Here is a 17785-nt window from a genome sequence, read left to right as displayed (position 1 = left end):
CGCTGACAAGTCTGTGAACTACCGGACCTTTTTTGGCCTTTTATTCTCACCCCTGCGTTTTTACTGGCCGCACTTAAGCATTCCGAAACGTCGCTTGAATAGTTTTCCGAGCATGTATCGAGTTGGAGTTTTGCCGATGACGGAGCAGTTGGCGTGAAGGCCTTACTGCGCATATTCCGGCCGTCCCGGAAACTGGCCTTCGTTATCGGCGGTGTAGCGCTTTTCGCAGGCGCCTCCGGCGGTGCGGCGCTTTATGTCGGCAAAGATGCGATCCTTGGTCCTCCGGCAGAAGAAGTGAATGGTGCCTCCTGCACCGACGTCAATCTCGTGACGATCAAGAAGCAGGAGCATGTCTGGATCCGCAAATACATCAAGACCGAACCCACCGACGGGATGACGCGCGTGCGGACCGCTCTGCGGGTGGCGCAGGCGATCTATGCCGACAGCAAACCGGATCTGGTGCAGGTCGTGGTGCTCGACCAGAACGGCCCGACATTGCGCTCCGACATTCGCGGCCGGGCGATCGGCGCCGACGTCGTCTATATCCCGCATCCGGAAAAGATGATCGAGGGCATCGACGACAAGCCCTATACCGCCCGCTACTACGACGGCCAGGCCAGCCAGAACGGCCTGTTCTTCGGCGAGCGCGTCGACCTGCCGGAAGACGAGATCAAGACGCTGAACGCGTCCTTCAAGGAATATTCCGACTGCATCGATCCGACGGCCGTTGCCTCGACTGAGGGTGGCGAAGGCGGTGAGGGCGGCAAGAAGGGCGCCAAGGCCGAGAAGGCCAAGGGCGGCGAGGGCGAAGGCGAGGCCAAGGCGGAAGGCGGAGAAGCCAAGGCCGAGGGCGGCGAAGCCAAGGCTGAAGGCGGAGAAGGCGAGGCAGCGCCCGCCGAGGCTCCGGCCGAAGGTGGCGGCGAGGAAGCCGCGCCCGCCAAGAGCGGCCACTAACAAAAATCACCGGACATAAAAAAGCGGAGCGTCCTTTCGGGCGCTCCGCTTTTGCATTCGAAGTTCGTCAGTCTCAGTCCGTCTTGCTGCGGCGGGCCGGGAAGAGGATGACGTCGCGGATCGACGGCGCGTTGGTGAGCAGCATGATCAGGCGGTCGACGCCGATGCCGAGACCGCCGGCGGGCGGCATGCCCTGGTCGATCGCATCGAGGAATTCGTCGTCCAGCTGCTTTTCCTTCTCGCCGCGGGCATGGGCCTGCTCGAGCTGCTCGACCATGCGGCGACGCTGCTCTTCCGGATCATTGAGTTCGGAGAAAGCGTTGCCGAGTTCCCAGGCGTTGCAATAGGTCTCGAAGCGCTCGACGAGGCGCGGCTCGCCCGGCACTTCCTTGGCGAAGGGCGAGATGTCCTTCGGGAAATGGGTGACGTGGCTCGGCTGGATCAGCGTGCCCTCGACCTTCTCTTCGAAGATGAAGGCCAGGCATTCGCCCCAGGTCCAGTCCTTCTCGACTTCGAAACCGGCGGCCTTGGCGGCGGTGCGGGCTTCTTCATCGGTCTTCATCGCAAGGAAGTCGATGCCGGTCACTTCCTTGACGGCGTCGGGCATCGGCACGCGCTTGAACGGACCCTTGAAGGAGATTTCCTTGTCGCCGAAGGCAAATTCGGTCTTGCCGTGGATCGACAAAGCGAGCGTCTCGAACAGCCGCTCGACGAGGTCCATGATGTCCTCGTAGTCGGCATAGGCCCAGTAGCACTCCATCATCGTGAATTCAGGATTGTGCCGGGTGGAAACGCCTTCGTTGCGGAAGTTGCGGTTGATCTCGAACACCTTGTCGGTGAGGCCGGAGACCAGCGTGCGCTTCAGGAACAGTTCCGGCGCGATGCGCAGGTACATGTCGAGCTTCAGCGTGTTGTGATGCGTCTTGAACGGCTCGGCGGTGGCACCGCCATAAACCGAGTGCAGCATCGGCGTCTCGATTTCCATGAAGCCGTCACTTTCCATGAAGCGGCGGATACCGGAGACAATCTTCGAACGCTGCTGGAAGCGGAGCTTCGATTCCTCGTTGCTCATGATGTCGAGGTGGCGCTTGCGATAGCGGATCTCGACATCCGCAATACCATTCCACTTCTCCGGCATGGGAAGAAGCGACTTGGTCAGCATGGTGATTTCGCGGGCGTTGATCGAGAGTTCGCCGCGCTTGGTGCGGCGGACGGTGCCGGTGACGCCGATGATGTCGCCGATGTCGATCATGGCGAGCATGTTGCGGGCTTCCTCGGGCGTCACGTCCTTGTGGCTGAAGATCTGGATCTTGCCGCCGGCGTCATGGATATCCATGAACATGCCGGAATTGCGCGAGGAATAGACGCGGCCGGCAACGGTCACGACATCGGTCGTCTCGACGTCGGATTCGAGATCCTTGTACTTCTCGGCGAGCTCGGCATTGGTGATGGTCCGGTGGAAATGCGCCGGATAGACATCGCCGATCTGCTCGCGCAGCAGCTTCAGCTTCTGGGCGCGCACTTCGGTTGCGTCGGAAGAAAGGGTCGCTGTTTCGGTCTTTTCGGTCATGGTGCAGATGTCCGGTTCAGTTCTTCGGGCCGACGAGAGAGGCGACTGCCTGCGAGGCGAGTTTCAGACGCTGGCGCACGACCGAGCGGCCGAGGATCGCCATGGAATCGAAGAGCGGCAGCGAGCGCGACGAGCCGGATACGGCGACGAAGAGCGGGGCCACAACGACCTTCAGCTTCTTGCCCATCCGGTCGGCGATAGCGCGCAGTTCGGCTTCGATCGTCTCGACGTTCCATTCGAGGATCTTTTCGAGGTCCGGCTGCACGGTGTTCAGAATCTCGAGGATCTCTTCCGGCGGCGACTTGATCTTGGCGAAGGCCGACGGGTCGAGGCCGAGGTCGGACTTCAGCAGGAAGCCTGCGAGCTCCGGCAGTTCACCGAGCTTGGAAATGCGCGACTGCGACAGGCGCAGGCCTGCCTTCAGGCGATCATTTTCCATCGCCCAGGTCAGCACGCGGGCCTGGAACTCGTCTTCCGACAGCTTCTCGCGGATCCAGCGGCCATTCAGCCAGTCGAGCTTCTGGATATCGAAGATGGCGCCGGCCTTGGAGAGGTTTTCCGGGTCGAACTTGTCGGAGAGCTCGTCCATCGTCAGCAGCTCTTCGCCTTCGGCGATCTGCACGAAGAACAGGCCGAGGAAGTTCATCAGTGCTTCCGGGATGTAGCCGAGAGCGGAGTAGTAGGAGATCGAGGTCGGGTTCTTGCGCTTCGACAGCTTCGACTTGTCGGCGTTGCGCATCAGCGAGAGATGCATGAACACCGGCTGTTCCCAGCCGAAATAGCGATAGAGCAGGATGTGCTTCGGAACCGATGCCAGCCACTCTTCGCCGCGGGCGACGTGGGTGATCTTCATCAGATGGTCGTCGATGACGTTTGCCATGTGATAGGTCGGCATGCCGTCGCCCTTGATCAGGACCTGCATGTCGACGCTGTCCCACGGGATCGACACGTCGCCATAGACGCCGTCGTTGAAATCGCAGGAGCCTTCGGTCGGGATCTTCATGCGGATGACCGAGCTTTCGCCCGCTGCCATCTTGGCGCTGACTTCCTCGGCCGAATATTTCAGGCAGAGTCCGTCATATTTCGGCGCCTTGCCGGCGGCACGCTGGGCTTCGCGCATCTGTTCCAGGCGCTCGGGGGTGCAGAAACAGCGGAAGGCATGGCCCTTGTCCAGCAATTCCTGGCCGTAGGGCGTGTAGATGTCCTTGCGGTCGGACTGACGATAGGGGCCGTAGGGGCCGCCGATATCCGGGCCTTCCTTCCATTCGAGCCCGCACCACTTCAGGGCGTCCAGCACCTTCTGCTCGAATTCCGGGGTCGAGCGCGTCGCATCGGTATCTTCGATACGCAGGATGAACTCGCCGCCGTTCTTCTTGGCGAAAAGGTAGTTGAAGAGTGCGATATAAGCGGTGCCGACATGCGGCTCGCCGGTCGGCGAGGGAGCAATGCGGACGCGGACGCCGGAAGCTGTCATTTTATGTGCCCGTCAAATGAATGCCGACGGCTTTTGATGGCAAAAGCGGCGTGCGGCGGGAAGAATGCAGATAACTGGATCAGGAAACCGGCCGGATAAGGGCAAATTGCGCACTTCCCCGGCGATTGTCCATTTGGCTGGCCTTAAGGCCATATTCGGCCGCTTGCGTCAAGGAAAATGGGCATCAGCGCTCATCGCACCGGCCAGACGTAGAGCAGCATCGGCACGCTGACGAGAATGATGATGAAGGAGAGCGGCAGGCCGAGGCGGGGATAATCGCTGAAGCGATATCCGCCCGGGCCGAAGACCAGCGTGTTGCACTGGTGGCCGATGGGGGTGAGGAAATCGCAGCCGGCGCCAATCGCAACCGCCATCAGGAAGGCTTCCGGCTTGTAGCCGAGCGTCTGCGCAAAGCTTGCGGCGATCGGCGCCATGACCAGCACTGTCGCGGCATTGTTGAGGAACGGCGTCACCGCCATTGCGGTGATCAGGATCAGCGCCAGGGCGCCAAAGGGTGGCATCTGCGCTGCGAAATGGCCGAGCCAGCCGGCGATAAGCTCGCTGCCGCCTGTTGTCCTGAGCGAATCCGATACGGGAATGAGGGCGGCGAGCATGATCAGGATCGGGCCATCCAGCGCCTTGTAGACATCGGCAAGCGGGATGACGCGGAAGACGACCATGGCGAGCGCGGCACAGAAGAAGGCGACGGCAACGGGCGCTAGGCCCGCGGCTGTCGCGCCCATGGCGGCGGCGAGGATGATCAGCGGCACATAGGCGCGGCGCTGGGTGCCGAGCAGGATGTCGCGTTGCGCCAGCGGCAGGCAGGAGAATTCCTGCAGGAAGGCCGGCAGGTTTTTGCGGCTGCCCTGGAGCACGAGCACATCGCCGCCCTTCAGCGTCACCTCGCTGAGGCGCTCCGTCAGGCGATGACCCTGGCGACTGACGGCGAGCAGGTTGACGCGGCGGCGGTTGAAGAGCGACAACTGCCGTGCCGACCAGCCGATCAGCGTCGATTCCGGCGAGACCACTGCTTCGATAGAGGTGATGTCGCCATCCTGCGTATCCGCCGGAATCTGCTTGCCAGCGAGCTTCAGCTTGGCGTTGGTGACGACACGGTCGAGCGGTTCGGGGCCGCCTTCGAGAAGCAGGGTGTCGCCCGCTTTCAGGATAAGGTCCGGGATCGGCGACAGGCGGGAATGGCCGCGCAGGATCGCGGTCGCGCGACCACTTCGCCATCGCCGAGCTTCAGGATCTCGTTCAACATCTTGCCGTCGAAGCCGGAGCCCTCGACGACCGTTGCCTCCGAGAAATAGTTCTTGAGATCGAGCGCTTCTTCGAGCGACGGATTTTCGTTTTGCCGCTCGGGTACCAGCCAGTGAAAGAAGATCAGGAAGATGATGCCGACCAGCGCCAGCGTGGCGCCAACCGGCGTGAAGTCGAACATCGTGAAGGATTTGCCGGTGATTTCTTCGCGCAGCCGCGACACGACGATGTTCGGCGAGGTGCCGATCTGCGTCATGAGCCCGCCGAGCAGGGCGGCGAAGCTCATCGGCATCAGATAGAGCGAGGGCGACTTTCCTGTCTTGCGCGAAAACTGGAAGGCGACGGGGATCATGATCGCCAGCGCGCCGATATTCTTGATGAATGCGGAGAGCACGGCGACGACGATCAACAGCAGCGCGAGCTGCGTATGCAGCGAGTTCAGGTTCGGAAAGAAGCGCTTGATTGCGCTGTCGACGATGCCGGAGCGGGCGACGCCGGCGCTGACGACAAGCGCGCTGCCGACGATGATGACGATATCGTCGCTGAATCCGGAGAAGGCCTTTTCGAAGGGCACGATGCCGACGCAGACGGCGAGCACCAGCGCGCAACAGGCGACGAGATCATAACGGAAGCGGTCCCAGATGAAGACGGCCATCATCAGGCCAATGACGCCGAAGGCGAGAATCTGCGGGGTGGTCATGCTGCTCCAGGGGCTGGAATTCCGAACGCAGACGATGCTCTGCGACAGGAATAACTGTAACGCCGCCTGCGCTTATCAATCCCGCACGCGCATCATTGCTGCAGTTCGGCTAGCGCCCGGCGAAGCGGGGCGTCGGAAATCTGGATCATGCCCGCGAAGGGGATATCCATGTCGAGCACGAGATAGATCGATGCGGATATGAGAAAGGCGGCCACCAGGAACATCGACATGACGATGATGTTTTTGGGCGCGCGGAATCCGAAACTCGCGAAGATCAGCGTCAGCCAAGCCATCAGCATGAAGACCAGCGGCATTGGAATGACGCCTTCCGATTGCTCGACGATCACCCATCGCCGCTCGACGATGGTCTTGTATTGCTGCCGGGCGTCGGTCCAGAGCGCGACGTGGTTGGGATCGGTCGGCATCATGACGGCGATGTTGTTGCCAACCGCGTTGAGTGCCATTTCGGATTTCGGATCACTCTGCAGCACGGGATCGACAACGTGCATCGGGCCCGACAGGGCCTGTTGCACGTAACGGAGCAGGCTGGCGCGGGTGTCATCGGCTTCCAGCCCGTAGGTTCGCAGCGTGCGGTCGAGCAGGATGATTTCAGTGGCGAAGGAATGAACGCTGTCGTCGATGCCGGCAAAGGTGTTCTTCGAGGAGTTGATCATCAGGCCGAAGACGAGCGAGGTCATGACCACGAAGATGTTGGCGACGAGGCGAACGACCGTGTTCGTTTCCTCCTCGCGATGGCGGGCCGGCAGCCGCGGATAGATCATCATCGTGCCGATCGAGGCGACGGCCAGACACACAAATACCGATCCCGCGACAACGATCTCACGCACCCGAGATTTCCCCTCTCATCTCTCCGTGAGGCACGTTAGCGCATGCTGAGGATTTTGGCATCAGGCCGGTTTTGAAGGCTGGACAAAGCGCGGCACGGGTATAGCTTCACGGCCCGACGTGAATGGAGACTGACATGACCGAGATCCTCGACATCCCCGTGAAGCTCGCCGATGGCCGCGAGACAAGCCTCAACGAACATCGCGGCAAGGTGATGCTCGTCGTCAACGTTGCCTCCAAATGCGGGCTGACGGCGCAGTATGAAGGTCTCGAAAAACTCTACGAGGACAAGCGCGAGCGCGGCTTCGTCATTGCCGCCTTCCCGGCTAACAACTTCAAGGGTCAGGAGCCGGGGACGGATGCCGAGATCGTCGAGTTCTGCCAGCTGACCTATGACGTGAAATTCCCGATCTATTCGAAAATCTCGGTCAAGGGCGACGACAAGCATCCGCTCTATCGCCAGCTGACGGCTGCAGCGGTGCCGACGACCGGCGAGGGGCCGATGCGTGACCGGCTGCGCGATCGTGGTCTGGCCGATGACGACGGCAAGGAAATACTCTGGAACTTCGAGAAGTTCCTGATCGGCCGCGACGGTAAGATCATCGCGCGTTTTGCGCCTGACGTGACCGCCGAGGATCAGCGGCTGGTGACGGCGATCGACAAGGAATTGTCGAAGGCCTGATCACTGCCTGCGATAGCGGCTGCGGAAGGCGCTCGGCGCCAGGCCCTCGCGGTTCTGGAAGAGCCGCGAGAAATAGAAGGCATCATCGATGCCGATCTCCCGGGCAATCGCTTCGATCGGGAAATCCGAGGTGGTCAGCAATTGCTTGGCATGATCGATCCGCAGCCGTAGCTGGAATGCTTTCGGCGAGAGACCGGTTGCGGCCATGAAGCGACGGCGGAAGGTCGCCGGCGACATGTCGAATTCGGCGGCGAGCTGCTGCATGTCGATTTCCCTGAAGGCGCGCTCCGCAAGGGCGGAAACAGCTGCTTCGATCCTGGCGCCAGCCAGGGTATCAGTGGCAGCATCCGCCTGCCTCGCTGACTGGACGACGATGCGGTGAAGCGTGGCGGCGGCCGAGTTCAATGCCAATGCACTGCCATCGGTAAAATCGGCGCGGAGCGCGGCAAAGAGCTGCAGCATCTCGCGCAGATTGCTCAGTGCCACATGCGGTGCCGTCTCCGAGATCAGGCGCTGCCGGACGAGGCTCGAGGCGAAAGGGCCCTCGAACAGCGCCCATTGCTCCTCCCAGCTTTCACCCTCGGTGGGCCCGTAGGAATGCAGGCCGCCCGGCGTCAGCCAGAAAAGCGCCGGTCCCTCGATTGCGAGCCTGCCTGCCGCTTCGGTTTCCAACATGCCGCGTCCCGTTTCGACGAGCACCACCGCATGGCATGGCAGGCGGCGCTGCCGGACATGCACGGCGATCCGCTGCCGTCCGAAGCCGGTCACCGACAGTGCGGGCGGGTTGACCGATGGCGGCGACCGGTAGAGCGCGAGCGGCGGCGAAGTCATGAGCGAAAAGTCCAGCTGTGTTTTCTGTCCATGGTCATTCGCCCTCCTGAGTCGCAGCATCGCCACATAAATTCGAAGGGAATGGCGATCGAAATGTCAAGTTTGGCTGTGAAGACGATGCCGGTGTTGAGGGCAGGTGGCAAGGTGCTCTCGACAGCGGAGAACCGGCTTGGCCATCTCGTTCCTACCGATCCGACGATCGGCATCGCGGCGATCTGGGAGCGCTATGAGGAGCATGGCTATGTCTGGCTGAAGCGGTTTCTCGATCCCGATGCTGTGAATGCGTTTCGCGGCTGGGTGTTCGGGCATCTGGCGGGCGCAGGGTTGATCGAGCCGGGATCGGATCCGCGTCTTGGTCTGGCCGCCGCTGGAGGAGGGGACCCGCAGCAGGCCAACCGCATCCTCATGTCGCTCGTCCGCTCCGTGGCCTATGAAGGCTTCTGTGCCCAGCCGCGGCTCGCGGCCTTCATGGACGAGTTCCTGTCCGGCATCTCCTATCTGCACAAGCGCAAGATCATGCGCCACACGATGCCCGGTAGCGCCACGGCGACGCCGGCGCATTATGATCTCGTCTATCTGCGCGGCGGGACCAACCGGATCGTCACGGCATGGATCCCGCTCGGCGATGTGCCGGTCGACATGGGCGGGCTCGTCTATCTCGAGGGATCGCATGCGATTGGCAGAAAGATGGAGAGTGAGTTCGCGGCGCAGAGTGCCGAACTTTCAGCCGAAGAGCGGATCAGCGCCTATAATCGCAACATGACCGAGGGCGGTTGGGTATCGAAAGATTTGCCCGATATGGCCGAACGCTTCGACGCCCGCTGGCTGATCGCCGGCTATGAGGCCGGCGATTTGATGCTGCACAGTCCCTACATGATCCACGCCTCGACGGCGAACGAGAGCGCCGGGCGACTGATCCGTCTGTCGACCGATATCCGCTACCAGAATGTCGATGACGAGATCGATGCGCGCTGGGCCAATCACTGGAGCCTGGGAGACATGCTGTAGGCGCGGCCGGAGCCGCGCCTGCTGCAGAAGCTAGTGGCTCCCGCTCTTCTTTCGTTTTCGGGCGTTTCTGGCGAACATGTTCAACACCTCGACGAGCGCCGAGAAGGCCATGGCGGCGTACACGTAGCCCTTCGGAACATGGAAGCCCATGCCCTCGGCGATCAGCGTCGTGCCGATCATCATCAGGAAGGCGAGCGCTAGCATGACGATGGTCGGGTTCTTCTCGATGAAGTTCGCAAGCGGCGTCGCGGCGACCAGCATGACGGTCACGGCGGCCAGAACAGCGATGACCATGATCGGCAGATGCGGGGTCATGCCGACGGCGGTGATGATGCTGTCGACCGAGAAGACCAGGTCGAGGATCAGGATCTGCACGATCGCCGAGCCGAAGGTCGTCGTCGCCGAATTGGCGATGAAGTCCTCGTTGTGATCGGTCGGATCGACATTGTGGTGGATTTCCTTCGTCGCCTTCCAGAGCAGGAAAAGACCGCCGGCAATCAGGATCATATCCTTCCACGAGAAGCCGTGGCCGAAGAGTTCGAAGACCGGAGCCGTGAGCTTGACGATCCAGGCGACGGTGCCGAGCAGGGCGAGGCGCATGATCAGCGCCAGGCCGATACCGACCTTGCGGGCCTTTTCACGGTGCTCGGGCGGCAGCTTGTTGGTGAGGATGGAGATGAAGATAAGGTTGTCGATACCAAGAACGACTTCCATGACGACCAGGGTCACCAGCGCCACCCAGGCAGCCGGGTCCTGAACCAGCATCATGATATCTTGCATGAATTGTTTTTCCCTTGCGCCACAGACAGCCGACGCCGAAATCTAGAGTGAAGGCGCTGAGATGCAAGCGCCGCAAGGGGTATACGAAAGCCGGACGGCATTTATTCCGCCGGGTGATGGGGAGAATGAAGCGGGGACGCCGCCGATCCCTCAGGCGGGCTCGTTGTGCTTGGCGCCATAGGCGGCCATGAAGACGCGGATGGCGCCGTCGATGACGCGCTTTCTCTCAGCCTCGGACGGCGGCTCCGGCATGCTGCCGAAGAGGCGGAACTTGAAGAAGCTGCCGCTGGCGAGATCGAGGAACTGCCCGGCTGCCAGATCGACGTCAGCGATCTCGAGCTTGCCCGAGTTCACGTAGCGCGTCAGATACGAGTGCAGCACCGTACGCAGGTTCTCCGGTCCGTTGAAGAAACGCTGACAGAGCTCCGGCATGCGGTCGCGCACGCCAAGAACAGTGCGCATGGCGCTGATCACCTTCTCGCTTGTGATATGCGAGATGAAGCTCAGGCCAAAATCGTGCAGGCCTTCCTCGACATTGTCATGATGTTCGAGAGCGACGCGCAGTGCGGCCACGAAGGCGGCGCGCTCGGTCTCGATCATCGCGGTGAAGAGCTCTTCCTTGTTGGCGAAGTAGACATAGAGAGTGCCCTTCGAGACGCCGGCTTCGCGGGTCACGTCGTTCATGCTCGCTGCGTCGAAACCCATCTTCATGAAGACGCTCTTGGCGCCCTCGAGGATTTGCGTGCGCTTGGCCGGGTCTTCTCCGGCTGCCCAGCGGCCAGTGGCCACGGGCGTTTCGGCGGCTGAAACCTTGGACACTTCGGTCATCTTCTCCTTAACCATTTTTCGCACTTGCGAAGATTCTTTACTAAAATCGAACCGCTCGGTTCGATATGACTTGATATGGATGCAAAAAGGGCCTATGTCAACTGAACCGAACCGTTCAGTTCGATTAAATCTACTTCACAAAGCGGTGTTCGTCTATGTCCAGTCAGAAAACCAATGTTGCGCGCATCGTAAGCGATTCCGCTGAAGCCGAAGCGGCTCAGCCGGAAACTGCAGCCTCCGCGGATACCCCCACCGCGGAGGCTCGCAGTGCTCCCCAGCAGGCGCCAGCACCCGAGGTAAAGGTTGCCGAGCAGCCGCCGGTGAAAAAGAAGCGCAGCCGCGTTCTGCCGATCGTCGCCCTTGCCATTCTCGCCGGTGGCGGCTGGTACGGCTATGAATGGTGGACGAATGGCCGCTTCATGGTCTCGACCGATGATGCCTATATCGAAGGCGATATCGCGACCATCTCGCCGAAGGTCACCGGTTACGTTGCCAAGGTCAATGTCGTTGCCAACCAGCTGGTAAAGGCCGGCGACGTGCTCGCAACGCTCGATAACGGCGACTATCAGAACGCTCTTGATCAGGCCGAAGCGCAGATCGCCACCGAAAAGCTTTCGCTGAGCCGCATCGATGCTCAGGTCGATGGCGCCAAGGCGGCTCTCGCCCAGGCACAGGCACAGAAGGTGTCGCTCGATGCCGCCGTCCGCGGCGCCGAGATCACCCAGAAGCGCCAGAGCGACCTGCAGGCAAAGTCGGTCGGCACCGCTGCCGATCTCGACACCGCCAACATCGCGCTCGATCAGGCCAAGGCAAACCTCGTTGGCGGCGATGCCAACATCAAGTCGGCCGAAGCCAACATCACCATCCTGGAAGCACAGCGCAAGGAAGCCGAAGGTTCGGTCCGTACGCTTGAGCTGCAGCGCGACAAGGCCGCCCGCGACCTGTCGTTCACGATCCTGAAGGCACCGTATGACGGCGTCGTCGGCAATCGCTCGGTTCAGGAAGGCGACCTCGTATCGCCCGGCCAGCGTCTGATGGCGCTCGTCCCGACCCGCCAGCTCTATATCGATGCGAACTTCAAGGAAACGCAGATCCAGCATCTGGTTCCGGGTTCGAAGGTCAATGTCCATGTCGACGCTTATGACGATCACGCGATCGTCGGCACCGTCGAGTCGATCTCGCCGGCCTCCGGCTCGGTCTTCTCGCTGCTGCCGCCTGAGAATGCGACGGGCAACTTTACCAAGATCATCCAGCGCGTGCCGGTTCGCATCGCGCTCCCGCAGGATGCGCTTGATACCGGCCGTCTGCGCGCAGGCCTGAGCGTCGTCGTCGATGTCGACACGCGCACGGCGCCGGACGCACAGCAGGCAAAGTAATCAGCCAGCCGGAGTAAGGCCAATGGCCGCAACCACCACTGCAGGAACCGTTCCCGGCGTAGGAGCCGAGGAACGGATGGACCCGCGCAAGCTCATCGCATTCTTTGCGATGGTGCTCGGCATGTTCATGTCGATCCTCGACATTCAGATCGTCTCGGCCTCGCTCGCTGAAATCCAGGCCGGCCTTTCCGCCGGCTCGGATGAAATCGGCTGGGTGCAGACCTCCTACCTGATCGCGGAAGTCATCATGATTCCGCTGTCGGGTACGCTCGCTCGCATCGTCTCGACGCGTTATCTCTTCGCCTTCTCGGCGGCGGGCTTTACGCTGTCGAGCGTGCTCTGCGCCACGGCGACGAATATCGACCAGATGATCGTCTACCGCGCCATCCAGGGCTTCATCGGCGGCGGCATGATCCCGTCGGTCTTCGCGGCCGCCTTCACGATCTTCCCGCCCTCCAAGCGCAGCGTCGTTTCGCCGATCATCGGCCTGATCGCTACGCTGGCGCCGACGATCGGCCCGACCGTCGGCGGCTATCTCAGCCACGCCTTCTCCTGGCACTGGCTGTTCCTGGTCAACGTCATCCCCGGCATCATCGTCGCGACCGTTACCTGGAACTTCATCGACTTCGACAAGCCGGAACTGTCGCTTCTCAAGAAGTTCGACTGGTGGGGCCTGATCTCGATGGGCGTTTTTCTGGGCGCGCTGGAATATGTGCTCGAGGAAGGCAATTCGAACGACTGGTTCAACGACAACTATATCGTCATCGGTGCAATTGCATCGGCGATCGGCTGCGTGGTCTTCTTCTACAGGGCGTTTACTGTCGATTTTCCGGTCGTTGACTTGAGAGCCTTCGCCAACCGCAACTTCGCTTTCGGCTCGGTCTTCTCTTTCGTCATGGGTATCGGTCTCTACGGCCTGACCTACATCTACCCGGTCTATCTCGGACGCATCCGCGGCTACGACTCGCTGATGATCGGCGAGACGATGTTCGTCTCCGGTCTTGCGATGTTCTTCACCGCGCCGCTCGCCGGACGTCTATCGACGAAGATGGACCTGCGCCTGATGATGGTCATCGGTTTCGTCAGCTTTGCGGCCGGCACCTATATCATGACCGGGCTGACCGATGACTGGGACTTCTACGAACTGCTGATCCCGCAGCTGTTCCGCGGTTTCGGCCTTATGATGTGCATGGTGCCTATCAACAATATCGCGCTCGGCACGATGCCGCCGGCCCGTATGCGGGGCGCCTCAGGTCTCTTCAACCTGACCCGTAACCTCGGTGGTGCCGTCGGTCTTGCGATCATCAATACGGTTCTGACCAACCGCCAGGACGTGCATTACGAGCGCCTGCGCGAGAATATGGACTGGGGCCATCCGGCTGCGATCGACCAATTGAACAACCTGACCGCGCAACTTCAATTCCTACGGGATGGACGGCGCGTCGGTGGCGATCAAGCAGATGGTCGGCATGGCAACCAAGCAGGCAGTCATCCTGTCCTTCAGCGATATCTTCCTGATGCTGACCGTGCTGTTCATGGTCATGGTTCTCGGTGTGGCGATGATTGCCAAGCCTGCGCCGCAAGGCGGCGGAGGCGGTGGCGGCGGCCACTGATCGTCTGGTGTTCGAAATAACGGCCGGCTTGGGAAACCAAAGCCGGCCGTTTTCCGTATATCGTGCATCTCTTTCGACCGGATGCCGCTTCATGCTTCAGTCTTCCGCCAGGGCAATCGCCTGGCTCTGCATCGTCCTGCCCCTATTTGCATCCGCATCCGCGCGGGCGGCCGCCGAGGAGGAGAGGATAGACATCGGCGGCTACAAGCTGAACAGCGTCTTCATCCCGGCTTCCGGCAAGGCAAGGCTGCCGCCGATCGTCTTCATTCATGGCGCCAGCGCCAATCTCTACGACCCGATGCTGTCGTTCCGGGAAAAGCTGGAAGGCAAGGCCGATCTGCTGTTCGTCGATCGTCCGGGCCACGGCCGTTCCGATCGCGGCGGTCCCGAGAACGCCTTTCCGGACGGGCAGGCCGACGCGATTGCGGCGCTGATGAAGAAGCGGGGAATCCGCCGGGCGATCATCGTCAGCCATTCCTTCGGCGGTGCCGTTGCGGCCGCCTTTGCGCTCGATCATCCCGATATGGTCGCCGGTCTGGTGTTCCTGTCGCCGGCCGTCTATCCTTGGCCGGGCGGCATTGCCTGGTACTATGATGCGGCGACCGCGCCGTTGACTGGCCCGCTCTTCAGCGCGCTGGTCGTGCCGCCCGTCGGCCTTGCGATGGTGGATGGTGCGACACGCAGTGTGTTTGCGCCGAACCGGCGGCCTCCTGGGTATATCTCGAAGGCTCGCACGCTTCTCGCCCTGCGCCCGGCCGAGTTTCACAACAACGCCGCTGATGTTGCCAACCTGCTCGAATGGACGAAGAAAGCCTCGCCGCGCTACCGGCAGATCAAGGCGCCGACGATCATCATCACCGGCGACACCGATAGCGTCGTTTCGCCGAAGATCCACTCGGTGCATCTCGCAAAGGATATCCGAGGGGCGCGGCTGATCGTCGTCCGAAACCTCGGCCACAAGTCGGATTACGTCGCAAGCGACCTTGCCGTCGGCGCCATTGAAACGCTGGCTGGCGAGCACCCCAATCTGCGAGGGATCGCGCAGGCGATCGAAGCGCGTATTGCCGGTGACGGCAAGAAATAATCCATGTTTTTCAAACGCGGCCAGATGAGTTTCGGTCGATCCGGCATTTTCTGATTTACGTACATCAGAATTGGCGGTAAAGGCTTCGTCAGGAGGAGCGATGAAGCCTACGGTTCACGATATCGCCGCGCATGCGGGGGTCAGCCTTGCGACTGTCGATCGCGTGCTGAACCAGCGCCCTGGCGTGCGCCATGTGACGCGCGAGAAGGTGGAAAACGCCATTCGCGAGATCGGCTATGTCAGGGATGTGGCGGCCGCCAACCTCGCCAAGGGCCGCACCTATCCGCTGGTCTTCATCCTTCCGGCATCCGACAATTCCTTCATGCATGGGCTGACCGGCGAGATCCGCGAGGCCGTTGCCCGCGCTCCAGTCGAGCGCACGCAGATCCAGACCATCGAGGTTCCGGCCTTCGATCCGGCCGCACTGGTCGAAGCGCTGCGGAAGCTCGCTGCCGAACGGCCTGCCGGCATCGCGCTTGTGGCGACCGATGCGCCTGAGGTTGCCGAGGCAGTCGATGCACTGGTGCGCGATGGCATTCCCGTCGTGACCCTGGTTTCCGACCTCACGGGCTCGCTCCGCCATCACTATGCCGGTGTCGATAACATCGCAGCCGGGCGCACGGCGGCTCGCCTGCTTGGCCGTTTCCTCGGTGGCGCCAAGGGCGAGATTGCGGTGCTCGCCGGCTCCATGCTGGTGCGCGACCATCGCGAACGTCTGGAAGGTTTCGCTGCGCTGATGGCGCGGGAGTTTCCCGGCCTTTCCATCCTGCCCGTCATCGAGGGGCGCGACGATCCTGAAATGGCGCATATGCTGGTTTCGGATGCGCTTTCGAAGAATGATCGCATTGTCGGCATATACAGCTTGGGCGCCGGTAACCGCGGCCTGATCAGGGCGCTGAAGGCCAAGAGCGCCGGGCGGCAGGTCACTGTCGTTGCCCATGAACTCACGCCGCATACGCGGGCGGCATTGATCGACGGAACGATTGACGCAGTTCTCAATCAGGATGCCGGTCATGAGGTGCGCAGCGCCATTCGCGTCTTGAAGGCGAAGGCCGACGGGCTTGCCGTCATCGATGCGCAGGAGCGCATCCGCCTCGATATCTTTTTGAAAGACAACCTGCCGTAACGGCAAAGGGAGAACGACATGTATCTGGGTCTCGATCTCGGAACTTCGGGCGTCAAGGCGATGCTCATCGACGGCGATCAGAAGATTATCGGTTCGGCCAACGGATCGCTGGACGTTTCGCGTCCGCATTCCGGCTGGTCCGAACAGGATCCGGCGCACTGGATCCGCGCGACCGAAGAAGCGGTTGCCGGTCTGAAGGCCAAGCATCCGAAGGAGCTTGCGGCGGTCAGGGGTATCGGCCTTTCCGGCCAGATGCATGGCGCGACGCTGCTCGATGCCGACGACAAGGTGCTGCGGCCCTGCATTCTCTGGAACGATACGCGCAGCTATCATGAAGCCGCGGCGCTCGACGCCGATCCGCGCTTCCGCAAGCTGACCGGCAACATCGTCTTCCCGGGCTTCACCGCGCCGAAGCTCGTCTGGGTCGCCAAGAACGAGCCGGAGATCTTCGCCAAGGTCGCCAAGGTTCTGCTGCCGAAGGATTATCTGCGCCTGTGGCTGACCGGCGAGCATATTTCGGAAATGTCGGATTCGGCCGGTACGTCTTGGCTCGATACCGGCAAGCGCGCCTGGTCTTCGGAACTCCTGGCCGCAACGGGCCTCGATGAAAAGCAGATGCCGTCGCTTGTCGAAGGTACTGAGCAGGCGGGCAAGCTGCGAAGCGAGCTGTCGTCTAAGTGGGGCATTACCGGAGACGTTGTCGTTGCCGGTGGGGCAGGGGACAATGCGGCCTCGGCCTGCGGCATGGGTACGGTCAGCCACGGCGCGGCCTTCGTTTCTCTCGGCACATCGGGCGTGCTCTTCGCCGCCAACGGCTCTTACCTGCCGAAGCCGGAAAGCGCCGTTCATGCGTTCTGCCACGCGCTTCCCAACACCTGGCACCAGATGGGCGTCATCCTCTCGGCCACTGACGCGCTGAACTGGCATTCGCATGTGACCGGCAAGTCTGCCGCCGATCTGACCGGCGAACTCGGCGAGACCCTGAAGGCGCCGTCGGGCGTCACCTTCCTTCCCTATCTCTCCGGTGAACGTACGCCGCACAATGATGCTGTCATCCGCGGCGCCTTCATCGGCCTCGAGCATGAAAGCAGCCGCGCCGTTCTGACCCAGGCGGTTCTCGAAGGCGTGTCCTTTGCGATCCGCGACAATCTCGAAGCGTTGCGTTCGGCCGGTACCGATATCGCCCGTGTGACGGCGATCGGCGGCGGTTCGCGCTCGCGCTACTGGCTGGCCTCGATCGCAACGGCGCTCGGCGTTCCCGTCGATCTCCCGGCGGACGGCGATTTCGGCGCGGCGTTTGGCGCTGCCCGTCTCGGCTTGATTGCGGCGACCGGTGCGGATCCGGTCGCAGTCTGCACGCCGCCGGAGACGGATGGGACGATCGAGCCGGTTACCGAGCTGAGCGGCGCCTATGAGGATGCCTACAAGCGCTACCGCGCGCTCTATCCGGCGATCAAGTCGCTGGCGCATTGAGAACCTGAGCCGGCGGCCCCCTCATCCGCCTGCCGGCACCTTCTCCCCGCTGGGGAGAAGGGGATTTGCAACAGCCGCCTCATTTCCCTTCTCCCCTCGGGGAGAAGGTGGCCCGGAAGGGTCGGATGAGGGGGCCGCACGCTACAACGAACAAGATTGACCAACCCAAGGAGGACC

Annotated in this window: 13 protein-coding genes and 2 pseudogenes; 8 read left to right on the top strand and 7 right to left on the bottom strand. The window is 61.8% G+C overall.

What is annotated here, in order from left to right; all coding sequences use genetic code 11:
* The first annotated feature begins 153 nt into the window (after positions 1-153).
* Positions 154-954, top strand: coding sequence for a hypothetical protein (locus ABIE40_RS16885; protein WP_199628928.1), 801 nt, complete (start codon positions 154-156; stop codon positions 952-954).
* Between the two features lie 73 nt (positions 955-1027).
* On the opposite strand, the gene lysS is transcribed toward ABIE40_RS16885, so the two are convergent.
* From lysS to ABIE40_RS16865, 4 genes and pseudogenes are all read right to left on the bottom strand, one after another.
* A complete protein-coding gene (gene lysS, locus ABIE40_RS16880; protein ID WP_112719777.1) occupies positions 1028-2524 on the bottom strand; it encodes a lysine--tRNA ligase in 1497 nt (498 codons plus the stop codon).
* A gap of 16 nt (positions 2525-2540) precedes the next feature.
* Complete coding sequence (gene gltX, locus ABIE40_RS16875) at positions 2541-3998, bottom strand: glutamate--tRNA ligase (RefSeq protein ID WP_199628929.1); 1458 nt, start codon at positions 3996-3998, stop codon at positions 2541-2543.
* A gap of 191 nt (positions 3999-4189) precedes the next feature.
* Positions 4190-5961 (bottom strand): annotated as a pseudogene (locus ABIE40_RS16870) (SLC13 family permease).
* Positions 5962-6053: 92 nt separating this feature from the next.
* On the bottom strand, positions 6054-6809 hold the full coding sequence (locus ABIE40_RS16865) for a bestrophin-like domain (protein ID WP_162708769.1): 756 nt from the start codon (positions 6807-6809) through the stop codon (positions 6054-6056).
* Between the two features lie 134 nt (positions 6810-6943).
* On the opposite strand from ABIE40_RS16865, the gene ABIE40_RS16860 reads away from it, so the two are divergent.
* Positions 6944-7489, top strand: coding sequence for a glutathione peroxidase (locus ABIE40_RS16860; protein WP_199628930.1), 546 nt, complete (start codon positions 6944-6946; stop codon positions 7487-7489).
* Here ABIE40_RS16860 and ABIE40_RS16855 read toward each other — a convergent pair whose 3' ends face one another.
* The gene (locus tag ABIE40_RS16855; protein ID WP_199628931.1) at positions 7490-8320 is read right to left on the bottom strand and encodes a helix-turn-helix domain-containing protein; all 831 of its coding nucleotides are present in this window, start codon (positions 8318-8320) and stop codon (positions 7490-7492) included.
* 93 nt (positions 8321-8413) lie between these two features.
* Between ABIE40_RS16855 and ABIE40_RS16850 the strand changes: the two genes are divergently transcribed.
* Entirely contained in the window at positions 8414-9328 is a 915-nt protein-coding gene (locus ABIE40_RS16850) for a phytanoyl-CoA dioxygenase family protein (protein WP_199628932.1), read from the top strand.
* Between the two features lie 30 nt (positions 9329-9358).
* Here the strand turns inward: ABIE40_RS16850 and ABIE40_RS16845 are convergent, their stop codons facing one another.
* Complete coding sequence (locus ABIE40_RS16845; protein ID WP_199628933.1) at positions 9359-10108, bottom strand: TerC family protein; 750 nt, start codon at positions 10106-10108, stop codon at positions 9359-9361.
* Between the two features lie 150 nt (positions 10109-10258).
* On the bottom strand, positions 10259-10936 hold the full coding sequence (locus ABIE40_RS16840; protein ID WP_112719771.1) for a TetR/AcrR family transcriptional regulator: 678 nt from the start codon (positions 10934-10936) through the stop codon (positions 10259-10261).
* Positions 10937-11091: 155 nt separating this feature from the next.
* Between ABIE40_RS16840 and ABIE40_RS16835 the strand changes: the two genes are divergently transcribed.
* The 5 genes and pseudogenes from ABIE40_RS16835 (at position 11092) to xylB (ending at position 17608) form a co-directional block, all read left to right on the top strand.
* Entirely contained in the window at positions 11092-12312 is a 1221-nt protein-coding gene (locus tag ABIE40_RS16835) for an HlyD family secretion protein (protein WP_112719770.1), read from the top strand.
* Positions 12313-12334: 22 nt separating this feature from the next.
* Positions 12335-13925, top strand: a pseudogene (locus ABIE40_RS16830) (DHA2 family efflux MFS transporter permease subunit).
* Between the two features lie 91 nt (positions 13926-14016).
* Positions 14017-15009, top strand: coding sequence for an alpha/beta fold hydrolase (locus ABIE40_RS16825; RefSeq protein ID WP_199628934.1), 993 nt, complete (start codon positions 14017-14019; stop codon positions 15007-15009).
* 100 nt (positions 15010-15109) lie between these two features.
* A complete protein-coding gene (locus ABIE40_RS16820) occupies positions 15110-16135 on the top strand; it encodes a LacI family DNA-binding transcriptional regulator (protein WP_199628935.1) in 1026 nt (341 codons plus the stop codon).
* Positions 16136-16153: 18 nt separating this feature from the next.
* Entirely contained in the window at positions 16154-17608 is a 1455-nt protein-coding gene (gene xylB / locus ABIE40_RS16815; protein WP_199628936.1) for a xylulokinase, read from the top strand.
* Positions 17609-17785 lie beyond the last annotated feature (177 nt).

Source organism: Rhizobium sp. OAE497, from assembly GCF_040546565.1.
Lineage (GTDB): Bacteria > Pseudomonadota > Alphaproteobacteria > Rhizobiales > Rhizobiaceae > Rhizobium.
Note: the sequence above shows the minus strand (reverse complement) of the source record. Positions and strands in the feature narration are given on the sequence as shown.